General features: G+C 73.0%; 24 protein-coding genes. 14 read left to right on the top strand and 10 right to left on the bottom strand.

What is annotated here, in order from left to right; translation table 11 throughout:
- Nucleotides 1-12 precede the first annotated feature (12 nt).
- From OG521_33625 to OG521_33615, 3 genes are read right to left on the bottom strand one after another with little or no spacing between them, the layout of a single operon-like run.
- Nucleotides 13-606 carry a TetR/AcrR family transcriptional regulator gene (locus OG521_33625; protein WUW26890.1) on the bottom strand — a complete coding sequence of 198 codons (594 nt, stop codon included), beginning with the start codon at nucleotides 604-606 and terminating at the stop codon, nucleotides 13-15.
- A gap of 5 nt (nucleotides 607-611) precedes the next feature.
- Nucleotides 612-1409, bottom strand: a complete 798-nt coding sequence (locus OG521_33620; GenBank protein WUW25434.1) for an SDR family oxidoreductase — start codon at nucleotides 1407-1409, stop codon at nucleotides 612-614.
- Complete coding sequence (locus OG521_33615; GenBank protein WUW25433.1) at nucleotides 1406-2572, bottom strand: acyl-CoA dehydrogenase family protein; 1167 nt, start codon at nucleotides 2570-2572, stop codon at nucleotides 1406-1408. The genes OG521_33620 and OG521_33615 overlap by 4 nt, the downstream gene beginning before the upstream one ends.
- A gap of 46 nt (nucleotides 2573-2618) precedes the next feature.
- Between OG521_33615 and OG521_33610 the strand changes: the two genes are divergently transcribed.
- The 5 genes from OG521_33610 to OG521_33590 are packed head-to-tail and all read left to right on the top strand — an operon-like array spanning nucleotide 2619 to nucleotide 7525.
- Nucleotides 2619-3467: an enoyl-CoA hydratase gene (locus OG521_33610; protein WUW25432.1), complete on the top strand. Its 849-nt coding sequence runs from the start codon at nucleotides 2619-2621 to the stop codon at nucleotides 3465-3467.
- Nucleotides 3467-4639: an acyl-CoA dehydrogenase family protein gene (locus OG521_33605; GenBank protein ID WUW25431.1), complete on the top strand. Its 1173-nt coding sequence runs from the start codon at nucleotides 3467-3469 to the stop codon at nucleotides 4637-4639. The genes OG521_33610 and OG521_33605 overlap by 1 nt, the downstream gene beginning before the upstream one ends.
- On the top strand, nucleotides 4639-5631 hold the full coding sequence (locus OG521_33600) for an acyl-CoA/acyl-ACP dehydrogenase (GenBank protein ID WUW25430.1): 993 nt from the start codon (nucleotides 4639-4641) through the stop codon (nucleotides 5629-5631). The genes OG521_33605 and OG521_33600 overlap by 1 nt, the downstream gene beginning before the upstream one ends.
- A complete protein-coding gene (locus tag OG521_33595; GenBank protein ID WUW25429.1) occupies nucleotides 5628-6701 on the top strand; it encodes an acyl-CoA/acyl-ACP dehydrogenase in 1074 nt (357 codons plus the stop codon). Before OG521_33600 ends, OG521_33595 begins: the two co-directional genes overlap by 4 nt.
- Before the next feature lie 35 nt (nucleotides 6702-6736).
- Nucleotides 6737-7525, top strand: coding sequence for an SDR family oxidoreductase (locus OG521_33590; GenBank protein ID WUW26889.1), 789 nt, complete (start codon nucleotides 6737-6739; stop codon nucleotides 7523-7525).
- Nucleotides 7526-7600: 75 nt separating this feature from the next.
- Here the strand turns inward: OG521_33590 and OG521_33585 are convergent, their stop codons facing one another.
- Nucleotides 7601-8524, bottom strand: coding sequence for an RNA polymerase sigma-70 factor (locus tag OG521_33585; GenBank protein ID WUW25428.1), 924 nt, complete (start codon nucleotides 8522-8524; stop codon nucleotides 7601-7603).
- 197 nt (nucleotides 8525-8721) lie between these two features.
- Here OG521_33585 and OG521_33580 point away from each other — a divergent pair, with 197 nt between their 5' ends.
- The 6 genes from OG521_33580 (at nucleotide 8722) to OG521_33555 (ending at nucleotide 15105) form a co-directional block, all read left to right on the top strand.
- On the top strand, nucleotides 8722-9207 hold the full coding sequence (locus tag OG521_33580) for a carboxymuconolactone decarboxylase family protein (GenBank protein ID WUW25427.1): 486 nt from the start codon (nucleotides 8722-8724) through the stop codon (nucleotides 9205-9207).
- A 117-nt stretch (nucleotides 9208-9324) separates the two neighbouring features.
- Nucleotides 9325-9885 (top strand): antibiotic biosynthesis monooxygenase, encoded by a 561-nt coding sequence (locus tag OG521_33575; protein WUW25426.1) that lies wholly within the window; start codon nucleotides 9325-9327, stop codon nucleotides 9883-9885.
- A gap of 135 nt (nucleotides 9886-10020) precedes the next feature.
- A complete protein-coding gene (locus OG521_33570) occupies nucleotides 10021-10626 on the top strand; it encodes a TetR/AcrR family transcriptional regulator (protein ID WUW25425.1) in 606 nt (201 codons plus the stop codon).
- A gap of 103 nt (nucleotides 10627-10729) precedes the next feature.
- Complete coding sequence (locus OG521_33565; GenBank protein WUW25424.1) at nucleotides 10730-12334, top strand: MFS transporter; 1605 nt, start codon at nucleotides 10730-10732, stop codon at nucleotides 12332-12334.
- Nucleotides 12335-12416: 82 nt separating this feature from the next.
- Nucleotides 12417-14576, top strand: coding sequence for a prolyl oligopeptidase family serine peptidase (locus OG521_33560; protein ID WUW25423.1), 2160 nt, complete (start codon nucleotides 12417-12419; stop codon nucleotides 14574-14576).
- 73 nt (nucleotides 14577-14649) lie between these two features.
- Nucleotides 14650-15105, top strand: coding sequence for a Rieske (2Fe-2S) protein (locus tag OG521_33555; GenBank protein ID WUW25422.1), 456 nt, complete (start codon nucleotides 14650-14652; stop codon nucleotides 15103-15105).
- On the opposite strand, the gene OG521_33550 is transcribed toward OG521_33555, so the two are convergent.
- Nucleotides 15089-15766 (bottom strand): cysteine hydrolase, encoded by a 678-nt coding sequence (locus OG521_33550; protein ID WUW25421.1) that lies wholly within the window; start codon nucleotides 15764-15766, stop codon nucleotides 15089-15091. The two genes, OG521_33555 and OG521_33550, sit on opposite strands and share 17 nt — an antisense overlap.
- 111 nt (nucleotides 15767-15877) lie before the next feature.
- On the opposite strand from OG521_33550, the gene OG521_33545 reads away from it, so the two are divergent.
- Nucleotides 15878-16354, top strand: coding sequence for a pyridoxamine 5'-phosphate oxidase family protein (locus OG521_33545; protein ID WUW25420.1), 477 nt, complete (start codon nucleotides 15878-15880; stop codon nucleotides 16352-16354).
- A gap of 73 nt (nucleotides 16355-16427) precedes the next feature.
- Here OG521_33545 and OG521_33540 read toward each other — a convergent pair whose 3' ends face one another.
- Nucleotides 16428-17348 (bottom strand): LysR substrate-binding domain-containing protein, encoded by a 921-nt coding sequence (locus tag OG521_33540; GenBank protein ID WUW25419.1) that lies wholly within the window; start codon nucleotides 17346-17348, stop codon nucleotides 16428-16430.
- 38 nt (nucleotides 17349-17386) lie between these two features.
- On the opposite strand from OG521_33540, the gene OG521_33535 reads away from it, so the two are divergent.
- Complete coding sequence (locus tag OG521_33535) at nucleotides 17387-18460, top strand: DMT family transporter (GenBank protein WUW25418.1); 1074 nt, start codon at nucleotides 17387-17389, stop codon at nucleotides 18458-18460.
- Here the strand turns inward: OG521_33535 and OG521_33530 are convergent.
- Nucleotides 18447-19778, bottom strand: coding sequence for an aminotransferase class I/II-fold pyridoxal phosphate-dependent enzyme (locus tag OG521_33530; GenBank protein WUW25417.1), 1332 nt, complete (start codon nucleotides 19776-19778; stop codon nucleotides 18447-18449). The two genes, OG521_33535 and OG521_33530, sit on opposite strands and share 14 nt — an antisense overlap.
- A 35-nt stretch (nucleotides 19779-19813) precedes the next feature.
- On the opposite strand from OG521_33530, the gene OG521_33525 reads away from it, so the two are divergent.
- Nucleotides 19814-20509: a pyridoxamine 5'-phosphate oxidase family protein gene (locus OG521_33525; GenBank protein ID WUW25416.1), complete on the top strand. Its 696-nt coding sequence runs from the start codon at nucleotides 19814-19816 to the stop codon at nucleotides 20507-20509.
- 55 nt (nucleotides 20510-20564) lie between these two features.
- Here OG521_33525 and OG521_33520 read toward each other — a convergent pair whose 3' ends face one another.
- The 3 genes from OG521_33520 to OG521_33510 form a co-directional block, all read right to left on the bottom strand.
- The gene (locus OG521_33520; GenBank protein ID WUW25415.1) at nucleotides 20565-21518 is read right to left on the bottom strand and encodes a DMT family transporter; all 954 of its coding nucleotides are present in this window, start codon (nucleotides 21516-21518) and stop codon (nucleotides 20565-20567) included.
- A gap of 158 nt (nucleotides 21519-21676) precedes the next feature.
- A complete protein-coding gene (locus tag OG521_33515) occupies nucleotides 21677-22681 on the bottom strand; it encodes an EamA family transporter (protein WUW25414.1) in 1005 nt (334 codons plus the stop codon).
- Between the two features lie 136 nt (nucleotides 22682-22817).
- Nucleotides 22818-23264, bottom strand: a complete 447-nt coding sequence (locus tag OG521_33510; protein WUW25413.1) for a nuclear transport factor 2 family protein — start codon at nucleotides 23262-23264, stop codon at nucleotides 22818-22820.

The raw sequence follows: 23264 nt of genomic DNA, 5'->3' as shown, positions 1-23264 counted from the left end.
GGTGATCGGGTGTCAGGTGCGGATGGTGATGCCGGCCAGGACCATGGACAGGTACTGGCGGGCAATCTCCTCGGCGTCGTGGGTGCCGCCGGGCCGGTACCAGGAGGCGGCCACCCAGACCGTGTCGCGGACGAACCGGTAGACGAGCCGGACGTCCAGGTCGGCGCGGAAGTCCCGTTCGGCGACGCCGCGTTCCAGCGTGCGCAGCCAGGCGTTCTCGAACTTCGGCTGCGATGCGGCGAGATAGGCGAAGCGCGGCTGGGCGGAGAGGTGCCGGGACTCCTTCTGGTAGATGGCGACCGCGGGACCGTGCCGGTCGATCTGCCGGAAGGACTGGGTGACGAGTTCCCCGAGGGTCTCCCGGGGTCCGAGGCCGGCGGCGAGCACCGTGTCGTAGCAGGCCCACAGCTCGTCGAGGAAGGCCGAGAGGATCTCGTCCAGCATCGACTCCTTGGAGTCGAAGTGGTAGTAGAGACTGCCCGCGAGCATCCCGGCGGCGTCCGCGATGCGGCGGACGGTGGTGGCGTTGTAGCCCTGGGCGGCGAACACCCCGGCGGCGGTCGCGAGGAGTTCGGCCCGTCGCTCGGCGTTGGGGTGCGGAGTGATCGACCTCACGCCCTCTGGCTGCTGACGGAGACGGTCTCCCCCGTCATGTACGAGGAGTAGGAGCTGGCCAGGAAGACGATGACGTTGGCGATCTCCCAGGGTTCGGCGTACCGGCCGAAGGCCTCTCGTGCGGTGAGTTCGGCCAGCAGTTCGGGGGTGGTGACCTTCACCAGGTGCGGGTGCATGGCCAGGCTCGGGGCGACGGCGTTGACGCGTACGCCGAAGTCGGCGGCCTCCAGGGCGGCACACCGGGTCAGGGCCATGACGCCGGCCTTCGCCGCGGCGTAGTGGGCCTGGCCGCGCTGGGCGCGCCAGCCCACGACGGAGGCGTTGTTGACGACGACGCCGCCGGAGGGGTCGTCGGGGTGACGCTCCTTGAAGTGGCGCAGAGCGGCGCGGGTGCAGCGGAAGGTGCCGTTCAGGGTGACGTCGAGGACCTTCGACCACTGCTCGTCGGTCATGTCGACGAGGTCGGCGGTGCCGCCGAGTCCGGCGTTGTTGACGACGATGTCCAGCCCGCCGTGGCGTTCGGCGGCGAGCGCGAACAATGCGTCCACCTGGTCCTGGTTGGTGACGTCGCAGGGCAGCGCGCCGACGTTGTCCGCGCCGAACTCCTCGGCGAGCGCGGCCGCGCTCTCTCCCAGGCGGCGTGCGTGGGCGTCGCCGATGACGATCCGGGCGCCCTCCTCCAGGAACGTGCGGGCCGTCGCCCCGCCGATCCCGGCGCCCGCGGCGGCGGTGATCACCGCGGTGCGTCCGGCCAGGAGGGAGTGGCCCGGAACATGGGGCGGCTGGGTCGTCACGGGCGGATCTCCTTGGGCAGGCCGAGAACGCGCTCGGCGATGATGTTGCGCTGGATCTCGTTGGACCCGGCGTAGATGGTGTCGGCGCGGGAGAAGAGGAACAGCCGCTGCCAGTCGTCGAGTCCGTACGGTTCACCGGGTGCCGTCATGCCTCCGGCGCCGAGGACGCTCATGGCCAGTTCGCCCAGTTCGCGGTGCCAGGTGGCCCAGAAGATCTTCCCGATGGAGGCCTCCGGGCCGGGTGCGCCGGCCGCCACGCCGTCGAGCATGCGCAGGGCGTTGCAGCGGATGGTCTCCAGACCCGTCCAGGCCCGGGCGAGCCGGTCGCGGATCAGCGGGTCGTCCGCGGCGCCGTTGCGCCGGGCCAGATCGATGAGGGTCTCCAGTTCGCGCCGGAAGCCGACCTGCTGGCCGAGCGTGGAGACGCCGCGTTCGAAGCCGAGCGTCGCCATGGCCACCCGCCAGCCGTCGCCCGGGGCGCCGACGACGTGCCCGGCAGCGGTACGGGCGCCGTCGAGGAAGACCTCGTTGAACTCGGAGGTGCCGGTCAGCTGGGTGATCGGCCGGATCTCCACGCCGGGCTGGTCCAGCGGGACCAGGAGGTAGGAGAGCCCGTGGTGCCGGGCGGAGCCCGGTTCGGTGCGGGCGACCACGAAGCACCACTGCGCCTCGTGGGCGAGTGACGTCCAGGTCTTCTGCCCGGTGACGACCCAGTCCGCGCCGTCCCGCTCGGCCCTGGTCCGGACGTTCGCCAGGTCGGAGCCGGCGTCGGGTTCGCTGTAGCCCTGGCACCACAGCTCCTCGACGGCGACGATCGGCGGCAGGAACCTGGCCCGTTGCTCGGGCGTGCCGAAGGCCACCAGGGTCGGCCCGAGCAGCTGCTCGCCGATGTGGTTGACCCGCGCGGGAGCGTCGGCCAGGGCGTACTCCTCGTGGAAGGCGACCTGTTGCTCGATGGTCGCGCCCCGGCCCCCGTGTTCCTCCGGCCAGCCCACGCACGTCCAGCCCGCGGCGGCCATGTGCCGTTCCCAGGCGAGCCGTTCGGCGAACGCCTCGTGCTCCCGTCCGGGTCCGCCGCGGCCGCGCAGGCCCGCGAAGACGCCGGTGAGGTTGGCGGCCAGCCAGCCGCGGATCTCGGCGCGGAACTCCTCGACGCTGCTCATGGGGGTACGTTAATCTACCAAACACTTGTTAGGGAAGGAGCGGCCGATGTCCGCTGCCCACGACGAACCGGTGCGTTACGAGAAGCGGGGTCCGATCGCGACGGTGACCATGAACCGGCCCGGCTGCCGCAACGCGCAGAACTCCGCGATGACCTACGCCCTGGACCGGGCGTTCTACCGCGCCGCCGACGACGGCGAGGTGAAGACCGTCGTCCTGGCCGGCGCCGGTGAGCACTTCTCGGCCGGCCATGACATCGGCACCCCGGGGCGCGACGCCCATCTGCCGTTCGAGCGCCGGGCGGGACTGTGGTGGGACCACTCGGACAAGGAGGGCGCCGAGAGCCGCTTCGCCCGTGAGTCCGAGGTGTATCTGGGGATGTGCCGCAGGTGGCGGGAGCTGCCGAAACCGGTCATCGCCTCGGTGCAGGGCGCGTGCGTGGCGGGCGGTCTGATGCTGGCCTGGGTGTGCGATCTGATCGTGGCGTCGGACGACGCGTTCTTCGCCGATCCGGTGGTCCGGATGGGCATCCCCGGTGTCGAGTACTTCGCCCACCCGTGGGTGATGCCGCCGCGGATCGCCAAGGAGTTCCTCTACACCGGGGACCGGATGAGCGCGCAGCGCGCGTACGAGGTGGGCATGGTCAACCGGGTCGTACCCCGGGCGGAACTCACCGACCGCACTGCTGAGTTGGCGCTGCGCATCGCGCAGATGCCGCGGATGGGGCTGGCGCTGACCAAGCGTGCGGTCAACCAGGCCGAGGACCTCCAGGGCCTGCACACCGGCATGGACTCGGTGTTCGGCCTGCACCACCTGGCGCACGCGCACAACGCCGAGACCGCACCGGACGCGCTCGGCGGCATGGACATCCGGGCGATGAAGGAGGCGAGCGGCTGATGGACCTCGAATTCGACGCGGCCGACGAGACGTTCCGTACCGAGGTACGCGACTGGCTGGCCGCTCATGTCCCGGCCGCTCCCCTGCCGTCCCTGGAGACCCGCGAGGGGTTCGCCGCGCACCGGGAGTGGGAGGGCGTCCTGTCCGCCGACCGCTGGTCGGCGGTCTCCTGGCCCGAGGAGTTCGGCGGGCGCGGGAGTTCCCTGCTGCGCTGGATGGTCTTCGAGGAGGAGTACTACGCCGCCGGGGCGCCCGGCCGGGTCAGCCAGAACGGCATCAGCCTGCTGGCCCCCACCCTCTTCGAGCACGGCACCGCCGAGCAGCGGACCCGGATCCTGCCCGCGATGGCGCGCGGCGAGGTCATCTGGGCGCAGGCCTGGTCGGAGCCGGAGTCCGGTTCCGACCTGGCCTCGCTGAGGTCGAGGGCGGTACGGACCGGGGGCGGCTGGCTGCTCAGCGGGCAGAAGACCTGGTCGTCGCGGGCCGCCTTCGCCGACCGGGCCTTCGGCCTGTTCCGCAGCGACCCGGACGCGGACCGGCCGCACCGGGGGCTGACGTATCTGATGTTCCCGCTGGACGCCGAGGGCGTCACCGTCCGGCCCATCGGGCGGCTGGACGGGAAGCCCGCCTTCGCCGAACTCTTCCTGGACGAGGTGTTCGTGCCCGACGAGGACGTCATCGGCGAGCCCGGGCAGGGCTGGCGGGTCGCGATGAGCACCACAGGCAACGAACGCGGACTCACCCTGCGCAGCCCGGGCCGCTTCACGGCCGCCGCGGACCGGCTGACCGCGCTGTGGCACGAGCACGGCGACCCGGCGGACACGGCGCTGCGCGACCGGGTCGCCGACGCGGTGATCGGGGCCCGCGCCTACCGGCTCTTCTCCTACGCGGGCGCCTCCCAGGTGCTGTACGGCGACGGCGGTCCGGCCGGACCGACCTCCAGCCTCAACAAGATCTACTGGTCCGAGCTGGACATCGCACTCCACGAGACGGCGCTCGACCTGCTCGGCCCGTACGGCGAACTCGCCGACCACGCGGCCGAATCCCCTTCGGGCGGCTGGGCGGAGGGCTACACCTTCTCGCTGGCCGGTCCCGTCTACGCGGGCACCAACGAGATCCAGCGCGACATCATCGCCGAGCGGCTGCTCGGCCTGCCGAAGGGGCGCCGCTGATGCGTTTCCTCCTGGACGCCGAGCAGCGGGACTTCGCCCGCTCCCTCGACGGTCTGCTCACCTCCTGCGACACCCCGGCCGCGATACGGGCCTGGGCGGCCGGCGACCACGGGCCCGGGCAGGCCGTGCGGTCCCGGCTGGCCGAGGCGGGGGTCTTCGCCCTCGCGGTACCGGAGAAGCACGAGGGCCTGGGCCCGCTGCCCCTCGAACTCGCCCTCGCCTTCGAGGTGCTGGGGCGGCACGCCGTCCCCGGACCACTGGTCGAGACGGTTGCCGCGGCGGCCCTGCTCGACCGGCTCGGCGACGACCGCGTCGCCGGCGACCGGCTGCCCGGCATCGCCTCGGGGAAGTCCGCCGTCTCGCTCTGCCTGACCTCGCTCGGCCCGTTCGCCCTGGACGCGGACGCGGCCGACGCGGTGTTCGTGGTGGACGGCGACACGCTGCGCCTCGCCGCCGGGGCGGGGCCCGTGCAGCCCTCGGCCGATCCCGGCCGGCGGCTGTCGCGGCCGTCGGGCGGGACCGTCCTCGCCCGGGGCGCCGCGGTGACGGCCGCCGCCGGGTACGCGGCCGACGTCGCCGCACTCGTCACGGCGGCGCAGTCGCTCGGTGTCGGCCGGACCCTGCTGGCCCGTACCGTCGCCTACGTCACCCGGCGCACCCAGTTCGGCGTGGCCATCGGGTCCTTCCAGGCGGTCAAGCACCGGCTGGCCGACACCCTGCTGGCCCTGGAGTTCGCCGAACCACTGGTGCACGGCGCGGCTCTCGCGCTGGCCGCCGGGGACGACGACGCGGGGCGGGCGGTCGCCGCGGCCAAGGTCACGGCGGGTGAGGCGGCGTACGGGGCGGCCCGCACCGCCCTCCAACTGCACGGCGCCGTGGGCTACACCGATGAGCTCGACCTGTCCCTGTGGATCCGCAAGGCGCGGCCGCTGCGCGACGCGTGGGGCACCCCGGCCGCGTGCCGGGCCCGCGTCATGGGAGCGGCGCGATGAGACTGACGCAGGAGCAGGAAGAGCTGCGATCGGCCGTACGTTCCCTGCTGACACAACATCAAGACGCGGCTGCCTGGGAGCCGTTGGCCACCCAGATCGGTGCGGCCGGGCTCGCCGTCCCGGAGGGGTACGGCGGGGCGGGCGGCGGCGCCCGGGATGTCCATGTGCTGATGGAGGAGCTGGGCAGGAGCCTGAGCCCGCTGCCGTGTCTGGGTTCTGCGGTGCTCACCGTGGGCGCGCTGCTCGCCTCCGGGGACCGGGAGGCGTGCGGGCGGCTGCTGCCCGGGCTCGCCGCGGGCAGCTCGGTGGGCACGCTGGCCTGGGCGGAGCACGGCTCCTGGGACCTCGGTGCGGTACGTGCCGAGGCGGCCCCGTGCCCCGGCGGCGGCTGGCTGGTCACCGGGGCCAAGGAGCACGTCCTGGACTGGCCGGCGCTCGACGTCGTGCTGGTCGCGGCCCGGACGGCGGCCGGGGTTTCGCTCTTCGAGGTGGTGCCCGGTGCCGCCGGTGTGCGCCGGGAGCCCGTGGTGACCCTGGACGGCACCCGGGCACAGGCCCGTTGGGTGCTCGACGGCGCCGAGGGGCGGCTGCTGGGCGCGGACGGTGACGGCGCCCGGGTTCTGGAGCATGTCCGGGACCTGGCGTGCGCGGCACTCGCCGCGGAGCAGGTGGGTGCCGCCGGGCGCTGCCTCGAACTCACCGTCGAGTACACCCGCGACCGGGTGCAGTTCGGCCGGGCGATCGGTTCGTTCCAGGCGGTCAAGCACCGGCTGGCGGATGCCTATGTCCTGGTGGAGTCCGCGCGTTCGGCGGCGCTCGGTGCGGCGTTCGCCGCCGACGAGGACCCGGGCGCGCTGCCGAGGGCCGCCGCCGTCGCGAAGTCGGTCTGCTCCGAGGCGTTCTCGGCGGTGGCCGGCGAGATGATCCAGCTGCACGGCGGGATCGGGATCACCTGGGAGCACGACGCGCACCGCTTCTTCAAGCGGGCGCACGGGGCGGGCGAGCTGTTCGGACCGCCCGCGCAGCACCGGGCACGGCTCGCCGCCGGGCTCGGCCTGGCCGCCCGATGAGCGGGCACCGGCAGACGGAGAAGGGCGTGCGGCACATGGACATCGGCGATCCGCTGGACTTCGCGGGGCGCGTGGTGCTGGTCACCGGCGGCACCAAGGGAATCGGAGCCGCCATCGCCGGGGCATTCCTCGGTGCCGGGGCCGACGTGGTGGTCTGCGGCCGCGGCACCCCGCGGACCCTGCCGTCGGCCGGGGGCCGGGAGGCGGTCTTCGTCCCCGCCGACGTGCGCGATCCGGCGGCGGCGTCCTCGCTGGTGGACGCGGCGGTGGAACGCTTCGGCCGGCTCGATGTGCTCGTCAACAACGCGGGCGGCTCCCCGGACGCCGACGCGGCGACCGTCTCGCCGCGTTTCGTCGAGAAGATCGTGGCGCTCAACCTGCTCGCGCCGTTCTACGTGGCGCAGGCCGCTCACCGCGTGATGGCGGTCCAGGACGGCGGGGGCTCGGTCATCAACATCGGCAGTGTCTCCGCCCACGATCCGCAGCCGGGCACCGCCGCCTACTCGGCCGCCAAGGCGGGGCTGCTGGCCCTCACCCGGGCGCTGGCCCTGGAGTGGGCGCCGGCGGTCCGGGTCAACCACATCACCACGGGGCTGATCCGCACCGAGAGCGCGGCGTCGGTCTACGGCACGGACGGCGGGGCGGCGGTGGCGGGCGTCATCCCGATGGGACGGATGGCGGTGCCCGGCGACGTGGCTCGCGCCTGTCTGTTCCTGGCGGGCGGCCTGTCCGGGTACGTCAACGGGGCGGACCTCGCGGTGCACGGCGGCGGGGAGTTCCCCGCCCGCTACCTCGCCGCACGGTCGGCCGGCGGACCTGGCTGAGGGCGTACGGAGAAGGTCCCGGCAGCCCGCACCCTCACGCGGGCGCCGGGCCGCAGCCCCGGGCCCGATGCCGGCTCACCTGGCCACCGCGGTCTCCCGGTCGACGCGGGACAGCTTCTCCGGGTTGCGGACGGCATAGAGGCCGCTGATGAGACCGCCCTCCAGACGCACCGCGAGCACCGTGTCGATCTCGCCGCCCGTCCGCACGATCAGTGCCGGGTGCCCGTTGACCTGGGCCGGCTCCAGGGTCGCCGCGGCGATCCTCAGGAGCACATCGGCGACGGTCCGTGCACCGGTGACGGGCTCCAGTGCGGCCCGTACGACTCCGCCGCCGTCGGTCAGCAGCACGACGTCCGGGGCGATCATGTCGAGCAGGCGCCGCAGATCACCCGTTTCGACCGCCTCCTGGAAGGCCGCGAGCGCGCCGCGCGTCTGGGTCCGGGAGACGGCCTCGCGCGGGCGGCGCGCCGCGACATGGGCCCGTGCGCGGTGGGCGATCTGGCGGACGGCGGCAGGGGTCTTGCCGACGGCCTGCGCGATCTCGTCGTACTCGACGGCGAAGACGTCACGCAGCACGAACACGGCCCGTTCGGTCGGGCCGAGGGTCTCCAGGACCAGCAGCATCGCCATGGACACGCTGTCGGCCAGCTCCACGTCATCGGCGACGTCGGGCGCGGTGAGGAGGGGTTCGGGCAGCCAGGGGCCGACGTAGGACTCCTTGCGGCGGCTCAGCGTGCGCAGCCGGGTCAGGGCCTGGCGCGTGGTGACGCGGACGAGGAAGGCGCGGGGTTCGCGGACCGTGTCCTGGTCGATGCCCGCCCAGCGCAGCCAGGTCTCCTGAAGGACGTCCTCGGCGTCGGCGGCGGAGCCGAGCATCTCGTAGGCGACGGTGAACAGCAGATTGCGGTGGGCGACGAACGCCTCCGTGGCCGCGTCCGTGCCCGCCGCGCGCGGGCCTTCCCCGCCCGCGCCGGCCGCTCGTCCAGCCTGCTCCTCCATCGTCGGCTCCCGTCTTCGCTGTCTCGTCCGCGTCACTCACAAGTCGCCGCTCCCCGCCTTCCTGTGACACGTCAGCGCAATGACCTACGTCACACCGCCGTGCTGTCACGGGGCCGGGGCGGCCGGCGACTCATGGGCATCGGAACGCCGCACGGACGATCCGCGCGGCACACGGAGCCACGAGCGAGGACGTTGAGATGGAACCCCGTATGAACCTGTTCGAGAACGAGACCGGCGCCCGGATCGGCAAGCGTATCTACGCCGTCAGTCAGGTGATCCAGGCGTCGGCCCTGCCGGAACCCACCCAGCAGCTGGTGCAGTTGCGCGCCAGCCAGATCAACGGCTGCGGCTTCTGCCTGGACATCCACGCCAAGGACGCCGCGGCGGCCGGCGAGAGCGCGACCCGGCTGAACCTGGTCGCCGCCTGGCGCCACTCCACGGTGTTCAGCGAGGCCGAGCGCGCCGCCCTGGCACTCACCGAGGAGGGCACCCGCATCATCGACGGCCACGGAGGTGTCTCGGACGAGACCTGGGCGCAGGTCCGCAAGCACTACGACGACGACCAGACCGTCGCGCTGGTCTCCCTGATCGCGATGATCAACGCGACCAACCGGCTCGGCGTGATCCTCGACAACCAGGGCGGCGCCTACACACCCGGCGCCCTCGCCGCCCTGGCTGACTGATCACGGCCGATGCCGCGCGGGCCCGGGTCGCACGACCCGGACCCGCGCGGGTCGATGAGGAAGCGACCGGGCCCCCTCTTGACCTCAAGCGCGGTTGACGCAGCAAGGTCTCTGCCCATGACACGTTTCCTCGATCTCGTTCATCCCGCCGCCGGTACCGCCCTGATGAGTGAGTGGCTCACGGGTTCCGCCGGGCGTTCGCGCGCCGCCGCCGATGCCATCGCCGCGGAATGGGCGGCGGCCGGGACGCCGTCCGGGCGCCTGGCCCAGCACATCTTCCTCGACACCGATGGCACCGGCCTGCTCTTCTACGCCCAGTGGACCGGCGACGAGGAGCATCTGGCGTGGGCCCGCGCCCATCGCGCCGGCACCGTCAGCCGCGTCGACACGCTCGTCCCGGGGATCGAGCGCCCCGGACTCCGCCGCACCCGGCTGGAACGCAGCGTCGTCCACGACGCCGAGCGGCCGGCCGGTGTCTTCGTGGTCACCACCCTGGCGGCCGCCGAAGCGGAGAGCGCCGTGGCACCGGCGCCGGGTCTGCTGGCAGCGCACGTCCACCTGACGTCCGGTGGCGACCGGGCGATCGTGATCGGCGAGTGGACCGACGCCGCCGCCCGCACCGAGGCGGCCACGGGCACCGACCCCTTCAAGCGCTACACCCTCCACCACGCGTCCTGACCGGCCTGACGGAACTCGCCCCGCCGCGCCGGACGGGGTGAAGGCGTCCGGCGGATCCTCCACACCGCACACCCCTCCCGCCCCTCCCGGGAAAGAATTTTGCCCAGGGCGCAAACTTGCATAGCATGCACCTTCATGAGTGCCGACGACACATCTCTCGGGCTGCGCGAACGCAAGAAGCGCGCCACGCGCGACGCCCTTGCCGACATGACCCTGCGCATGGCCGCGGACCGAGGGATCGAGAACGTGACCGTGGAGGCGGTCACCGACGCCGTCGGCGTCTCCGTGCGCACCTTCTTCAACTACTTCCCCTGCCTGGAGGACGCCCTCACCCGTCCCGTCCAGGAGAACGCCGAGCGCACCCGCCGTGCCGTGCTCAACGCGCCGGAGCACCTCACGGCGCTCGAAGCCCTCAGTGAGGCACTCGCCCAGGAGCTCGCCCAGATCGAGGAGGACCACGAACGCTGGGAACTCCAGATGGCGGTGCTGAAGAGGAGCCCTGCCCTGCTCCCCGGCTTCCTGGCCGCGCAGGGTGCCGACGAACGCGCCCTGGTCGCCGTCGTGGCCGAGCGACTGGGCCAGGACCCCGAGAACGATCTCTATCCCCGGCTCCTGGCACACGTGGCGATCGCCGCCGTGCGCGCCGCGGTCGAGGTCTGGGCGGCCTCCGGCCGTACCCGTACGTTCCAGAGCCTCTGCCGCGAGGCCTTCGCCGCACTGTCCGCCGGACTGAAGACCTGAAGACCTCAAGGCTCGAAGGCCTGAACGCCCCACGGCTTCACGGCCCGACGGCCCGAGACACCCACCACCGCACCAGTCACCAGAGAATGAGGAACGACAGCCGATGACCGCTGCCGTCACACCCGAAACCGGCACCGCCGGTGCACCACAGGAAGCCGCGTCCGGCATGACGCGCCGCCAGATACTCCAGGCCATGTCGGGCCTGATGGCCGGCATGTTCGTGGCCATCCTGGCCTCCACCGTGGTCTCCAACGCCCTGCCGAGGATCATCGCCGATCTGAACGGCAGCCAGTCCTCGTACACCTGGGTCGTCACGGCCGAACTCCTCGCCATGACGGCGACCGTCCCGATCTGGGGCAAACTCTCCGACCTGTACGACAAGAAGCTGCTCATCCAGCTCTCGCTGTCGATGTTCGTCGTCGGCTCGCTCGTCGCGGGCTTCTCGCACAGCGTCGGACTGCTCATCGTGAGCCGTGTCGTGCAGGGCATCGGCGCGGGCGGTCTCACGGCCCTCGCCCAGGTCGTGATGGCGGCGATCATCCCGCCGCGTGAACTCGGCCGCTACTCCGGCATCTTCGGTGCCGTCTTCGCCGTCGGCACCGTCGCGGGCCCGCTCATCGGCGGCGTGCTCGTCGACACGTCCTGGCTCGGCTGGCGCTGGTGCTTCTTCATCGGCGTACCGTTCGCGCTGCTCGCCATCGTGCTGCTCCAGCTGACGCTGAAACTTCCCACGGTCCGCCGGGAAGTGAGGATCGACTATCTCGGCGCCGTCCTCATCATGAGCGGCGTCAGCGCCCTGCTGCTCTGGGTGACCCTGGCGGGCAACCGGTTCGACTGGGCGTCGTGGCAGACCGCCGCGCTGGTCACCGCAGGTGTGGTCCTGCTGGGCACCGCGGTCCTGGTCGAGTCCAGGGTCAAGGAACCGATCATCCCGCTGGACATCTTCCGCAACCGCACCGTGGCACTCACGACCGTCGCGAGCCTGCTGGTCGGCGTGGCCATGTTCGGCGGCACGGTGTTCCTGTCGCAGTACTTCCAGATCTCGCTCGGCAAGACCCCGACCGTCGCGGGCCTGATGAGCCTTCCGATGATCCTCGGTCTGATGGTCTCCACGACCGTGGCCGGGCAGATCATCTCCGCCCGGGGCAAGTGGAAGGGCTTCCTGATCGCGGGCGGCGTCATCATGACCGCGGGCATGGGTCTGCTGTCGACGATCGGCGCCGACTCCTCCTTCGTCGTGCTCAGCCTCTACATGGTCGTGCTCGGCGTCGGCGTCGGCATGCTGATGCAGAACCTGGTGCTGGCCGCCCAGAACGACGTGCCCGCGTCGGAACTCGGCGCGGCCACCTCGGTGCTTTCGTTCTTCCGGAGCCTCGGCGGGGCCATCGGTACGAGCGCCCTGGGCGCCGTCCTCGGCCACCGGGTGGCCTCCGAGATGGAGAAGGGCTTCGGCGGGGCGGCGGACAACGGGGGCGCCGGACACGGTGTTCCCAACCTCAGCACCCTTCCCGAACCGGCCCGTCAGGTGGTCGAGCACGCGTACGGCGTCGCGACCGCGGACGTCTTCCTGATCGGTGCCCCCTTCGCGTTCCTCGCCCTGATCGCGGTCCTGTTCATCAAGGAGAAGCCGCTCAGGACGCAGAGCGGCATGGAGCGGCTCGCCGAGGAGACCGCCGCTGCGGAGACCGCGGCCGCACCGGCCCACTGACCACTCCACCCGGTCACCCGAGCCCCGTACCGGCACGCACCCGCGTGCTGGTACGGGGCTTTCCACCTGTCATGGTGTCGCCATGACTCCCCCCTCCCCCGCCGACTCCCTCGCGGCCGACGCGGAACGCTTCCCCGCCCAGTTCGCCCGCACCCGGCGCTTCTCCCTCGGGGTGCCCCGGCAGTTCACCGTCTCCCCCGACGGCGAACGGGTGCTGTTCGTCCGCGGCACCTCGGGCACCGACCCGGTGAGCAGGCTCTGGCTGCACGAGAACGGCACGGAGCGGCTGCTCGCCGATCCCCTCGCCCCCGGCTTCGCGGACGAGGCGGCGGGCGGGGTGCCGCCGGAGGAACTGGCCCGCAGGGTACGGGCCCACGTCACCTCGTCGGGCGTGGTCTCGTACGCCACCGACACGTCCGGGCGGCTGGTGGCCTTCGCGCTCACGGGCACCCTGTGGGTGGTCCGCACCGAAGGGGGCGCCCCGCGCCGCATCACCACGGCGGGACCGGTCGTCGACCCGCGCCCCTCGCCCGACGGCTCCCTGATCGCGTACGTGTCGGCGGGCGCGCTGCGGACCGTACGCGCGGACGGGACGGACGACCGGCCGCTCGCGGAACCGGACGGGGAGCACATCACGTACGGCCTGTCCGACTACGTGTCACAGGAGTCGATCGGGCGCTCCCGCGGCTACTGGTGGTCGCCGCGGAGCGACGCGCTCCTGGTCGCCCGGGTGGACACGGCCGGGGTGCGCCGCCGCTACATCACCGACCCGGCGGACCCGGAGCGGCCGCCCCACGTGGTCGCCTATCCGGCCGCAGGCACACCGAACGCGAAGGTGTCGTTGCAAGTGGTTCGGGTGACGGGGGAACGGACCGGTGTCCGGCTGCCCGCGGAGGCCGGCACCGGGCACCCGGAGGCCGGGTGGACGGACCGGGCGTTCGAGTACGTCGTGGCAGCCGGGTGGGACGACCGGGGCCCGCTGGTCTCCGTACAGACACGGGACCAGCGGACGGTCCAGGTCCTGGCGGTGGACGAGGAGTCGGGCACGACCCGCACGGCGCACCGGGAGCACGACGCCGCCTGGGTCGCGCTGCGTCCGGGCACCCCCCTGCGCCTGGCCTCCGGAGCGCTCGTCGTCCCCGCACGGCCGGGCGGCGACACCCAGGGGCTGGACATCGGCGGCGCCACGACACCGCCGGGTCTCGAGGTCCGCGAGGTGCTCGGCGCGGCGGACGGCCGGGTGTTCTTCACCGCGGGCGAGGAGCCGACCGAGGTCCACGTCTGGTCGTACGCCGCCGACGGCTCCGATGAGGAGCCCGTACGGGTCAGCGCGACACCCGGCGTGCACACGGCGGCGGTCGGCGGTCCGACGGTGGTCCTGGACAGCAGGACACCGCAGGGTCATACGGTGACGGTGCTGCGGGCCGGCTCCCCGGCGGGCAGCATCGCGGTCCTGGCCGAGGAACCGCTCGTCACCCCGCGCCCGCTGGCCCTGAGCCTGGGCAGGCGGGAACTGCGCAGCAGGCTCTACCTGCCCTCCTGGCACCGGCCGGGCGACGCCCCGCTGCCGGTGCTGCTCAGCCCCTACGCCGGACACGGCATGCAGCTCGTCCTGGAGGTGCGGACCTGGTGGGTGGCGGTGGCCCAGTGGTTCGCCGAGCAGGGGTTCGCGGTGCTGGTCACCGACGGCAGGGGCACCCCGGGCCGGGGCGAGGCGTGGGAGAAGTCGGTGCACGGCGACCGCCTCACGGCCGTCCTGGAGGACCAGATCGACGCGCTGCACGCGGCGGCGGACCACCATCCCGGGCTCGACACGGCCAGGGTGGCGATGCGCGGCTGGTCGTTCAGCGGGTATCTCGCGGCGGCGGCGGTGCTGCGGCACCCGGAGGTCTTCCACGCGGCGGTGGCGGGCGCCGCACCGGCCGACCGGCGGCTCTACGACACCCATTGGGAGGAACGTTTCCTGGGACACCCGGACGTGCTGCCCGAGAACTACACCCGCAACTCGCTCCTGGACGAGGCGGGGGCCCTGACCCGGCCGCTCATGCTCGTGCACGGACTTGCCGATGACAATGTGGCCGTGGCGCACACGCTGCGGTTCTCCGCAGCACTGCTCGCCGCGGGCAGGCCGCACACGGTGCTGCCGCTGTCGGGCGCCGGCCACCTGGTCAGCCAGGAGCGGACCGCGAGCAACCTGTTGCTGCTGGAGCGGGATTTCCTGAGGAAGTCCCTGGGGCTTTGAACACGGGGTACCGGCCGCGCGTACCCCTGGACGAAGCGTCGGAGCCATGAACACCGCGGAAGGGATTGCCAGCATGAGCGCATCGCAGGACCACGAGGCCCGTATCGGACGCCGGACCGTCGTCACGGCGGCCGGGGCCGTCTCCGTGGCCGCCCTGCTGACCGCGTGCGGCGGCTCGGACGAGCCGGCCGGGTCGGGCACCGTCAAGGAGGCCGATGACAGCACGGACGGCAGCGGGGGCCCCGTCCTCGCGAAGACCGCCGACATCCCGGAGGGCGGCGGCAAGATCTTCACGGATCAGGGCGTCGTGGTCACTCAGCCCACCGCCGGTGAGTTCAAGGCGTTCTCCTCCAAGTGCACCCACATGGGGTGCGCCGTGTCGAGCGTCTCGGACGGCACCATCAACTGTCCCTGCCACGGGAGCAAGTTCGACGTGGCGACGGGCGACGTCAAGACGGGACCGGCCACCAAGCCGCTGCCCGCCACCCCGATCACGGTCCAGGGCGACTCGATCAGCCTCGCGTCGTAGCGTCCCCGCCGCCCGGCCGCCTCACGGCCCGTCCGCCGCGCCAGCAGCCGAGCAGGTCGTCGGTCGTGGCCACGGTGGCCACGAGGGCCAGGGTGTTGCGGATCATCGCGGGGGTGTAGTCGGCGGGCACCCCCGCGATGGCATCGGACGGCACCACCGCCGCGTAGCCGAGGTTCACCGCGTCGAAGACCGCGTTGGGTATCGCCACGTTCGCGGACACACCGGTGACGACCAGGGTGCGGCAGCCCAGGTTGCGGAGCAGCGCGTCCACGTCCGTGCCCGCTATCGGCGAGAGGCCGTGCAGCCTGCGGACGACGAGGTCCTCGTCCGCCACCTCGATGGGCTCCGCGATCCGTACCGCCGTGGTGCCGGAGTGCTGCTGTACGGGAAGCCGCCCGGCGGCACGGAAGAGGCGGGCGTTGGTGTTCGCGCCACGGCCGTCCGGGCGGCGTTCGGCCACCGCGTGCAGCACCTGGACTCCCGCTTCGTGGGCGGCGGAGACCAGCCGGGCGACGTTGTGCAGGGCCCCGGAGGACCGGGCCTCCTTGGCGAGTTCGGGCAGCGCGCTGCCGGGTCCCACGACACCCTGCTGGCACTCGACCGTCAGCAGGACGGTGGTGGCCGGTTCGACCTGCTCGGCTAGCTGTTCCCTGGACGGCACGGCTGCCCCTCTCGGTGACGGATCGGCGCGCGAGGTTAACCTCCATTGCGCGATGAAGGAAGAGGCCTCATGATTCCTGACACCTAGTCAGCTATCGGGAGGGGGCCACCCATGGCCGTCAGTCAGCGGCGGGGCCGCCGGATCATGATGACGGACGAGGAGCGCGACGCCTACCTCGCCGATCAGCGCACCTGCCGGGTCGCCACGGTGGGTGCGGACGGCCGCCCGCACGTCGGCGCGCTCTGGTTCTGCTGGGACGGCACCTCGCTGTGGCTCTACTCCATCACCCGGAGCCTGCGCTGGTCCCAGCTGAGCCGCGATCCGAAGATCGCCGTGGTGGTCGACGACGGGGTGGAGTACGGGGAACTGCGCGGCATCGAGCTCTCGGGCGACGTCGTCTTCGTCGGCGAGGCGCCGCGCACCGGCGAACCCTGCCCGGAACTCACCGTTCCGGAGAGGCTGTTCGCGGCGAAGTACTTCGGCATGGAGACGATGCCGCACGACGGCCGGCACGCCTGGGCACGGCTGACCCCGGACGCCCTCACCTCCTGGGACTTCGGCAAACTCGGCGGCCCGGCCGGGAGCTGAACCGGGCGGCCCGCCGGTCTGCCGGCCGGAGGAGTCCGGGCCCGGCCCGGGCAGCAGGGCGGCCGGCCGGACGTCAGGAGCCCGCCGGCGGATCGTTCAGCGCCCGCCCCGCCTCACGGAGCGCCGCGACCGCCGCCCTGATCGAGGGGCGCCGGTCGGCGTCCGTCCGCCACACCGCATGCACATGCCGTCTCATCTGCTGCCGCACCGGCACCAGCCGCACCCCGTCGGGCACCGGGCCGCGGCCCAGCCGGGGCGCCACACAGACCCCCATTCCCGCGTCGATCAGCGCGAGTTGGGTGTGGTGCTCGCCCGCGAGGTGGGCGATGCGCGGCTCGATGCCCTTGGAGCGGAGCGTGAACATCAGCCAGTCGTAACAGAATTCGCCCTCGGGCCAGGACACCCAGTCGTCGTCGGCGAACTCCTCCAGGCCGACCTCGTCCCGCCCCGCGAGCGGGTGACCGGCGGGCATCGCGATGTCGGGGGCGTCGTCGAGCAGCTCCGCCCGGGTGAGACCGCCCGGGACCGGCAGCCGCTTGTTGCTCCAGTCCAGCACCACCGCGAGGTCCAGGTCCCCCCTGAGCACCGCCCGGATCCCGTTCTCGGGCTCCAGCTCCTGCGTACGCACCCGCAGTTCGGGGTGGTCCGAGCGCAGGGCGCGCAGCGTCGACGGGAACAGTCCGCGCGCGGCGGTGGGGAAGGCACCCAGCCGGATCTCGCCCACCACCTCGCCCCGCTGGGCCTCGATGTCGGACTGGGCGAGCTCGACCTGCGAGAGGATCCGGGCCGCGTGGTCGGCGAGCAGCTGTCCCGCGTCGGTGAGCCGGACCCCGCGGCCGTTCCTGGCCAGCAGCTGCTGGCCCACCTCCCGCTCCAGCTTGGCCATCTGCTGCGAGACGGCCGAGGTGGTGACGTGCAGCCCCTCGGCGGCGCCGCTGACCGAACCGAGCCGGGCGAGGGCATCCAGGGTGCGCAGCCGCTCCAGGTTCAACATGTAAGCAATGCTACGGGAGTGAGCGCACAAAGTCTCACTTGTGCTACGAGATCGAAGTCGTCATCGTTGACCTCATGAGCGCACCGCCCGCGCCGGGAACTCCGGCCGCCGAGACCACCCCCGCATCACGGACCCTCGCCGGCACCGCCCCGGCCCGTCGCCCGGCCCTGGACTGGCGGCTGCGCTTCGCGGCCCTCTCGCTCATCTGGGGCTTCAGCTTCCTCCTGATCAAGGTCGGGACCGACGGCTACGCCCCGTTCCAGGTCACGCTCGGCCGGCTCCTGTCGGGGACGGCGGTCCTGGCCGTGGCCATGGCGGTGAAGCGGGAGCGGCTGCCGCGCACCGCGCGCACCTGGGGACATCTGGCCGTCGCCGCCTTCCTCCTCAACGCCCTCCCGTTCTCACTGTTCGCCTATGCCGAGCTGACCATCCCGTCGACGCTCGCCGGTATCTGCAACGCGACGTCACCGCTCTGGGGCATGGCGCTGTCGCTCGTCGCCCTCTCCGAGGACCGCCCCACCCGTCGCCGTGTCGCCGGCCTCGGGCTCGGCTTCCTCGGCGTGCTGACCGTGCTGGGCGCCTGGCAGGGCTTCTCCGGCCTGGCCTTCAGCGGTACGGCCATGGCGCTGCTGGCCTCCCTCAGCTATCCGATCGGCTGGATCTACGTCCGCCGCACGCTCGCCGGGAGCGGCTCGTCGGCCCTCGCCCTCACCGGCAGCCAGCTCTTCCTCGGCACGGTGCAGCTCGCCCTGGTGACCCCGCTGTTCACCTCGGCGCCCGACGCCTTCCCGCTGTGGCCCACTCTGGCCGTCGTCGCCCTGGGGGCGCTCGGCACCGGTCTCGCGGTCCTCCTCCAGTACGGACTCGTCACCGAGGTCGGCCCGACGACCGCACAGATGGTCACCTACTTCATCCCCGTCATCGCCACCGCCGCCGGCGTCGCCGTGCTCGGTGAGCAGCTGAGCTGGAACACCCCGGTCGGCGCCCTCGTGGTCCTGGCCGGTGCCGCCCTCACCCAGAGCAGGGCCCGTACCGGCGGGCCGGCCGGCCCGCCGAACGCCGTCGCCGGAACGCGGCGCCGGGAACGGCGGCCGTCCCTCATCCGTAGCTGAGCGGATTCGCGGGCTCCGCGGCCGCCGCCACCGCGTCCGCCAGCGGAGCGATGTCGGCGTCGGTGAGCGACGAGACGGTGAGCCGTATCCCCGGGGGCGCGGCCATCCGGAACCGGGCCCCGGGTGCCGCCGCCCAGCCCGCGTGCAACAACCGCGCCACGGCACCCGTCTCGTCGCCGACCGGGACCCACACGTTCATCCCGCTGCGCCCGTGCGCCTCGACGCCCCGCTCCTCCAGCGCCGCCACCAGCGCGTCGCGACGGCGGGCGTACGCCCGGGCGACGTCGCGCGGGTCGACCGCGCCCGACGTCCACAGGTGCACCATCGCCCGCTGCAGCAGCCGGCTCACCCAGCCGGGCCCCAGCCGCTGCCGGCCCGAGACGCGGTCGGCCGTGACGGCGTCCCCGGTCAGCACGGCGACCCGGAGGTCCGGCCCGTACGCCTTGGAGACGGACCGCACGAACGCCCAACGGTCGGTCGCGCCGGCCAAGGGGTGCAGCGGCAGGTCGACGATGGCGTGTCCGTGGTCGTCCTCGATCAGCAGCACCCCGCGGTACCCGGCGAGGACCGCCCGCAGTTCGGCCGCGCGGGCTGCGCCGATCGCCGCCCCGGTCGGGTTCTGCGCGCGGTCGGTGACGACGGCCGCGCGCGCACCCGCCCTGAGCGCCGCGTCCAGCGCGTCCGGCAGCGGTCCCTCGTCGTCGACCGCCACCGGGACCGGGCGCATGCCCAGCGCCGGGACGAGGTCCAGCAGGCTGCCCCAGCCCGGGTCCTCGACCGCGACGGCGTCACCGGGCCGGAGATGGGCGGCCAGCACCCGCTCGATCGCGTCCAGCGAACCCGAGGTGGCGATCACCGGCCCGGCCGGAACACCGTCCGCGTCGAACCCGGCCCTGGCCAGCGCGGCGAACTCGGCGTCCACCGGCTCCTGTGCGTACATCCCCGGCCCCCGCGCATACTCCTCGGCGACCGCGGCCAGCGCCTCCCCCAGCGACGGCAGCAACGCCGGGTCGGGATTGCCGTCCCCCAGGTCCCGCACACCCGGCGGCGCCTCGACCCGCACCGAACCGCGCACCGTGCTCGCCGGGCGCGGCCGGACACGGCTCCCCCTGCGCCCCGCCGTCTCGATCACCCCGCGCTCGCGCAGGGTGCGATAGGCGGCCGCCACCGTATTCGGGTTCACCTCCAGCCGACTCGCCAACTCCCGCATGGGAGGCAGCATCTGACCGGGCGCCAGCTCACCCGAGCCGACCGCCCGCTCCACACTGGCGGCGATTTCCGATGCACGCCGCCCACTGATCCGATACTCTCCTAGCACAAAGATCAGTATGCACTAGTGCAATGGAGTACGCAATGCCGGACACCCACCAGCCGCAGACCACGGGCCCGGACGCCGCAGCCGCCTACGAGCCGACCGGGCGCACGGTTCCGACCCGCTCCCGCGAGCGGGCGGCGTACGACCGGGACGTGATCCACTCGATACTCGACGAGGCCTACCTCTGCCACCTCGGTTTCGTCCGGGACGGGGCGCCCGTCGTGCTCCCGACGCTCTTCGGCCGGGTCGGCGAGCGGCTGTACGTGCACGGCTCGACCGGCTCCCGCCCGCTGCGGACGGCGGGCGGGAGCGACGAGGGGCTGGCCGTCTGCCTGACCGTGACGCATGTCGACGGACTGGTGCTGGCCCGGTCCGCCTTCCACCACTCGCTCAACTACCGTTCGGTGGTCGTCCACGGCGTGGCGCACACGGTGACCGACCCCGAGGAGCGGCGCATCGCGCTCGACGCGATCGTGGAACAGGTCGTGCCCGGGCGTTCCACGGACTCGCGCCCCGCGGACGAGAAGGAACTGGCGGCCACCGCCGTGATCCGGCTGGACCTGCGGGAGGTCTCGGCCAAGATCCGTACCGGGGGCCCGAACGACGACGAACGGGATCTCGCGCTGCCCTACTGGTCCGGCGTCGTCCCCCTCGCCCCCGGCTATGCCGCGCCGGTCCCCGCGGACGACCTCGATCCCTCGATCGCCGTCCCGGAGTACCTGAACGCGCTCTGATCACCGACGGGGGGCGGGGCGGTGCGCCGGCGCACCGCCCCGCCGCCCGTGCGGGTCACGCGGGGGCGGCCGCCTCCCGGCGGGCGTGCGCCGCGCCGCGCGTCTCGGCGACCGCCAGTCCGACCACCGCCGTGAGCAGCAGCAGCGTCCCGGCGACCGTGGCCGTGGTGAGCTGCTCGTGCAGCACGACGACGGCGATGACCGCCGCGCTGACCGGTTCGAGCAGCATGATCACCGACACCGTGGCCGCCCGCACCACCGCGGTGCCGGCGAAGTAGAGCGCGTAGGCGAGAGCGGTCGGGATCGCCGCGACGTACACGAGCAGCGTCACCACCCGTACCGCGTGCTCCGTCTGCGGGACGAGTCCCTCACCGGCGGCCATCGGGAGCAGCAGGACCGCGGCGATGCCGAACGCCCAGGCGCTGGTGGCGAGCGGGTCCGCGCCGCCGCCGTCGCGGCCGAGCCGGCGGGTCAGCAGCGTGATCGCGGCGTAGCCGGCGGCGGAGAGCAGGGCCCAGACGATCCCGGCGGGCCGGACCGTGCCCGGGTCGCCGCCGAGCACCAGTACGGCGAGACCGGTCAGCGCCCCGGTGACCGCGGCGAGTCCGCCGCCGCCGAGCCGCTCCCCCATCGTCAGCCGGGCGCCGACGGCGATGAGGACGGGGCCCGCCCCGAGGGTGACCACGGTGGCGACCGCGAGGCCGGTGGCCTGGACGGCGGCGAAGTACGCGGTCTGGAAGACGGCGAGTCCGGTGCCGGTGCCGAGGATGCGCAGCAGCCGCCTGCGCCGGGACTCGGCGGCGGGCCTCCGGGCGGGCCGCAGCACGAGGGCGGCGAGCAGCAGGACGAGGCCGCCGGCGCAGCGCCAGAACGACAGTGCGAGGGGCCCGAGATCGCTGGCCCCGAAGAGCAGCGAGGCGGCGGCGCCGGCCGTGCCCCAGGCCACACCGGCAATGATCAGATAGGACAGGCTCCGCCCGACGGACAGGCCGGAAGCAGGATTCGACACGTGACTTCTCCAAGGAAGACGGGAGGTGGTCGCTCGGCTCCGCATGCGGGCAGCGACGAACCGCTCGGGGACTGCCCGAGCCCGGTCTTCGTCAGATGAGGCCGCCCGCGCGCTAGGCGGCGGGAGGCGGAAGCACAGTCAAATGCATGATCGTCACCCTACGTGGCGGCACGCTCGGCGGACAACTCCCCCGGGGTCCGCTCCGAGTCGTCCCCCGGTCCCGAGGCGACGGGCCCGGAGGGCGCCTTCGGTGTCGAGGACTGCGCGATGAGGGCGCCGGCCAGCACCAGCGAACCGCCGAAGAGCTGGGCGGCCGCCAGATGCTCCCCGAGCAGCACCCAGGCGAGTACGGTCGCGATGACCGCTTCGAGGCAGGCGACGACGCCGGCGACGGCCGGGGACAGCATCCGCACGGAGATCACCCCGGTCACGTACGCGATGACGGTGGCGAGCAGCACGATCCAGACGAGCAGCAGCCAGGCGGGCACATCCGTGCCGTTCATGACCGTGTCTCCGCCCAGGAGGGACCAGTCCATGCCCCACGGCCGGGCCACCACCGTGAGGACCACGGCCCCGATCAGCAGCCCGTAGGCGATGACCCCGACCGGATGCGGAGGCTCGGCATCCCCCGCCGTCGTGCCGCTTCCCTGATCGGAGAGGACGAAGTAGCCGACCTGGCAGCAGGCGGCACCGAGGGCGAGCAGCAGTCCGACGGCGTCGAAGGTCAGCCCGGACCACACCTCGACCACACAGGCGAGGCCGCCCACCGCAAGCACCACACCGACGGCGGCCGCCCGGGTCACCGGGCGGCGCTGGACGAAACGCACCCAGCCGAGGACGAGCGCGGGCGCCAGGTATTCGACGAGCAGCGCGACACCGACCGGGATACGGGAGATCGCGGCGAAGTAGCAGGCCTGCACCCCCGCGACGGCGAGGAGCCCGAACCCCAGCAGCAGTACGGGGCGGCTGCGGACCAGGCCCCGGTGGCGCCAGGCCACGGGGAGCATGACGAGCGCGGCCCCCACCACCCGCAGCCACACCACGTGGAGCGGGTCGAGCCCCGCTTCGATGAGCGGCTTGGCAGCCACTCCGGAACCACCGAACGCAAAGGCCGAGGCGAGGGCGAGTCCCAGGCCGGCGCTTCTTCCCTGAGACGCGTGCATCGGCACATCATGACAGCTGGCGTCAGGAGCGTCACCCCTGTGACGCCTGACCGGGGTAACACTCCGATGTCATCGGCGCCCCTGACGCACAGTCCGGCGCCCCGGCCCTCGCGATCCACCGCGGAACCCGCTTTCGCTACGCCCCGGACCCCGCGGCCACCGACGCGCCCGCGCGGGCGACGGCAAGGGCGTCCATATAGTCGCGCACCCGCGTGATCAGCCCGTCCCTGACCTCGATGATCAGCAGTCCGGGCACGGCGAAGCCGTCGCCCTCCGCCGACCGCACCACGACCACGTGCTCGGCGACGACCGTGCCGGGGTCGGCGGCCGGGCGGACGGCCACGTCCGCGATCTCCACCACCTGGAGCGGGCTGGCGCCCCAGGCCGCCCGGTAGCCGGCCCGCACCTCCTCACGGCCCGTGAAGCGGGCGGGGAAGCCGGGGGCAGAGAAGGGGAATTCGTGCAGCGCGTCCACGGCGTACAGATCGGCGAGGTCGTCGGCCGACTTGTCCAGCATGGCCCGGTGGTAGCAGCCCAGCACCGTGCGCGGCGTACGAGACGTGAGCCCCCGGGAATCCGTCAT

Origin of the sequence: Streptomyces sp. NBC_01463 (genome assembly GCA_036227345.1) — a bacterium.
In the GTDB taxonomy this organism is placed as follows: Bacteria; Actinomycetota; Actinomycetes; order Streptomycetales; family Streptomycetaceae; genus Streptomyces.
This window is presented reverse-complemented; position numbering and strand designations above follow the sequence as displayed.

Bases quoted from the DNA above. Each gene is read 5' to 3' on its own strand.
- OG521_33615 (WUW25433.1), bottom strand. From the start codon at position 2,572: ATGAGCAGCGTCGAGGAGTTCCGCGCCGAGATCCGCGGCTGGCTGGCC.
- OG521_33610 (WUW25432.1), top strand. From the start codon at position 2,619: ATGTCCGCTGCCCACGACGAACCGGTGCGTTACGAGAAGCGGGGTCCG.
- OG521_33605 (WUW25431.1), top strand. From the start codon at position 3,467: ATGGACCTCGAATTCGACGCGGCCGACGAGACGTTCCGTACCGAGGTA.
- OG521_33600 (WUW25430.1), top strand. From the start codon at position 4,639: ATGCGTTTCCTCCTGGACGCCGAGCAGCGGGACTTCGCCCGCTCCCTC.
- OG521_33595 (WUW25429.1), top strand. From the start codon at position 5,628: ATGAGACTGACGCAGGAGCAGGAAGAGCTGCGATCGGCCGTACGTTCC.
- OG521_33590 (WUW26889.1), top strand. From the start codon at position 6,737: ATGGACATCGGCGATCCGCTGGACTTCGCGGGGCGCGTGGTGCTGGTC.
- OG521_33585 (WUW25428.1), bottom strand. From the start codon at position 8,524: ATGGAGGAGCAGGCTGGACGAGCGGCCGGCGCGGGCGGGGAAGGCCCG.
- OG521_33580 (WUW25427.1), top strand. From the start codon at position 8,722: ATGGAACCCCGTATGAACCTGTTCGAGAACGAGACCGGCGCCCGGATC.
- OG521_33575 (WUW25426.1), top strand. From the start codon at position 9,325: ATGACACGTTTCCTCGATCTCGTTCATCCCGCCGCCGGTACCGCCCTG.
- OG521_33570 (WUW25425.1), top strand. From the start codon at position 10,021: ATGAGTGCCGACGACACATCTCTCGGGCTGCGCGAACGCAAGAAGCGC.
- OG521_33565 (WUW25424.1), top strand. From the start codon at position 10,730: ATGACCGCTGCCGTCACACCCGAAACCGGCACCGCCGGTGCACCACAG.
- OG521_33560 (WUW25423.1), top strand. From the start codon at position 12,417: ATGACTCCCCCCTCCCCCGCCGACTCCCTCGCGGCCGACGCGGAACGC.
- OG521_33555 (WUW25422.1), top strand. From the start codon at position 14,650: ATGAGCGCATCGCAGGACCACGAGGCCCGTATCGGACGCCGGACCGTC.
- OG521_33545 (WUW25420.1), top strand. From the start codon at position 15,878: ATGGCCGTCAGTCAGCGGCGGGGCCGCCGGATCATGATGACGGACGAG.
- OG521_33540 (WUW25419.1), bottom strand. From the start codon at position 17,348: ATGTTGAACCTGGAGCGGCTGCGCACCCTGGATGCCCTCGCCCGGCTC.
- OG521_33525 (WUW25416.1), top strand. From the start codon at position 19,814: ATGCCGGACACCCACCAGCCGCAGACCACGGGCCCGGACGCCGCAGCC.
- OG521_33515 (WUW25414.1), bottom strand. From the start codon at position 22,681: ATGCACGCGTCTCAGGGAAGAAGCGCCGGCCTGGGACTCGCCCTCGCC.
- OG521_33510 (WUW25413.1), bottom strand. From the start codon at position 23,264: ATGACGGATTCCCGGGGGCTCACGTCTCGTACGCCGCGCACGGTGCTG.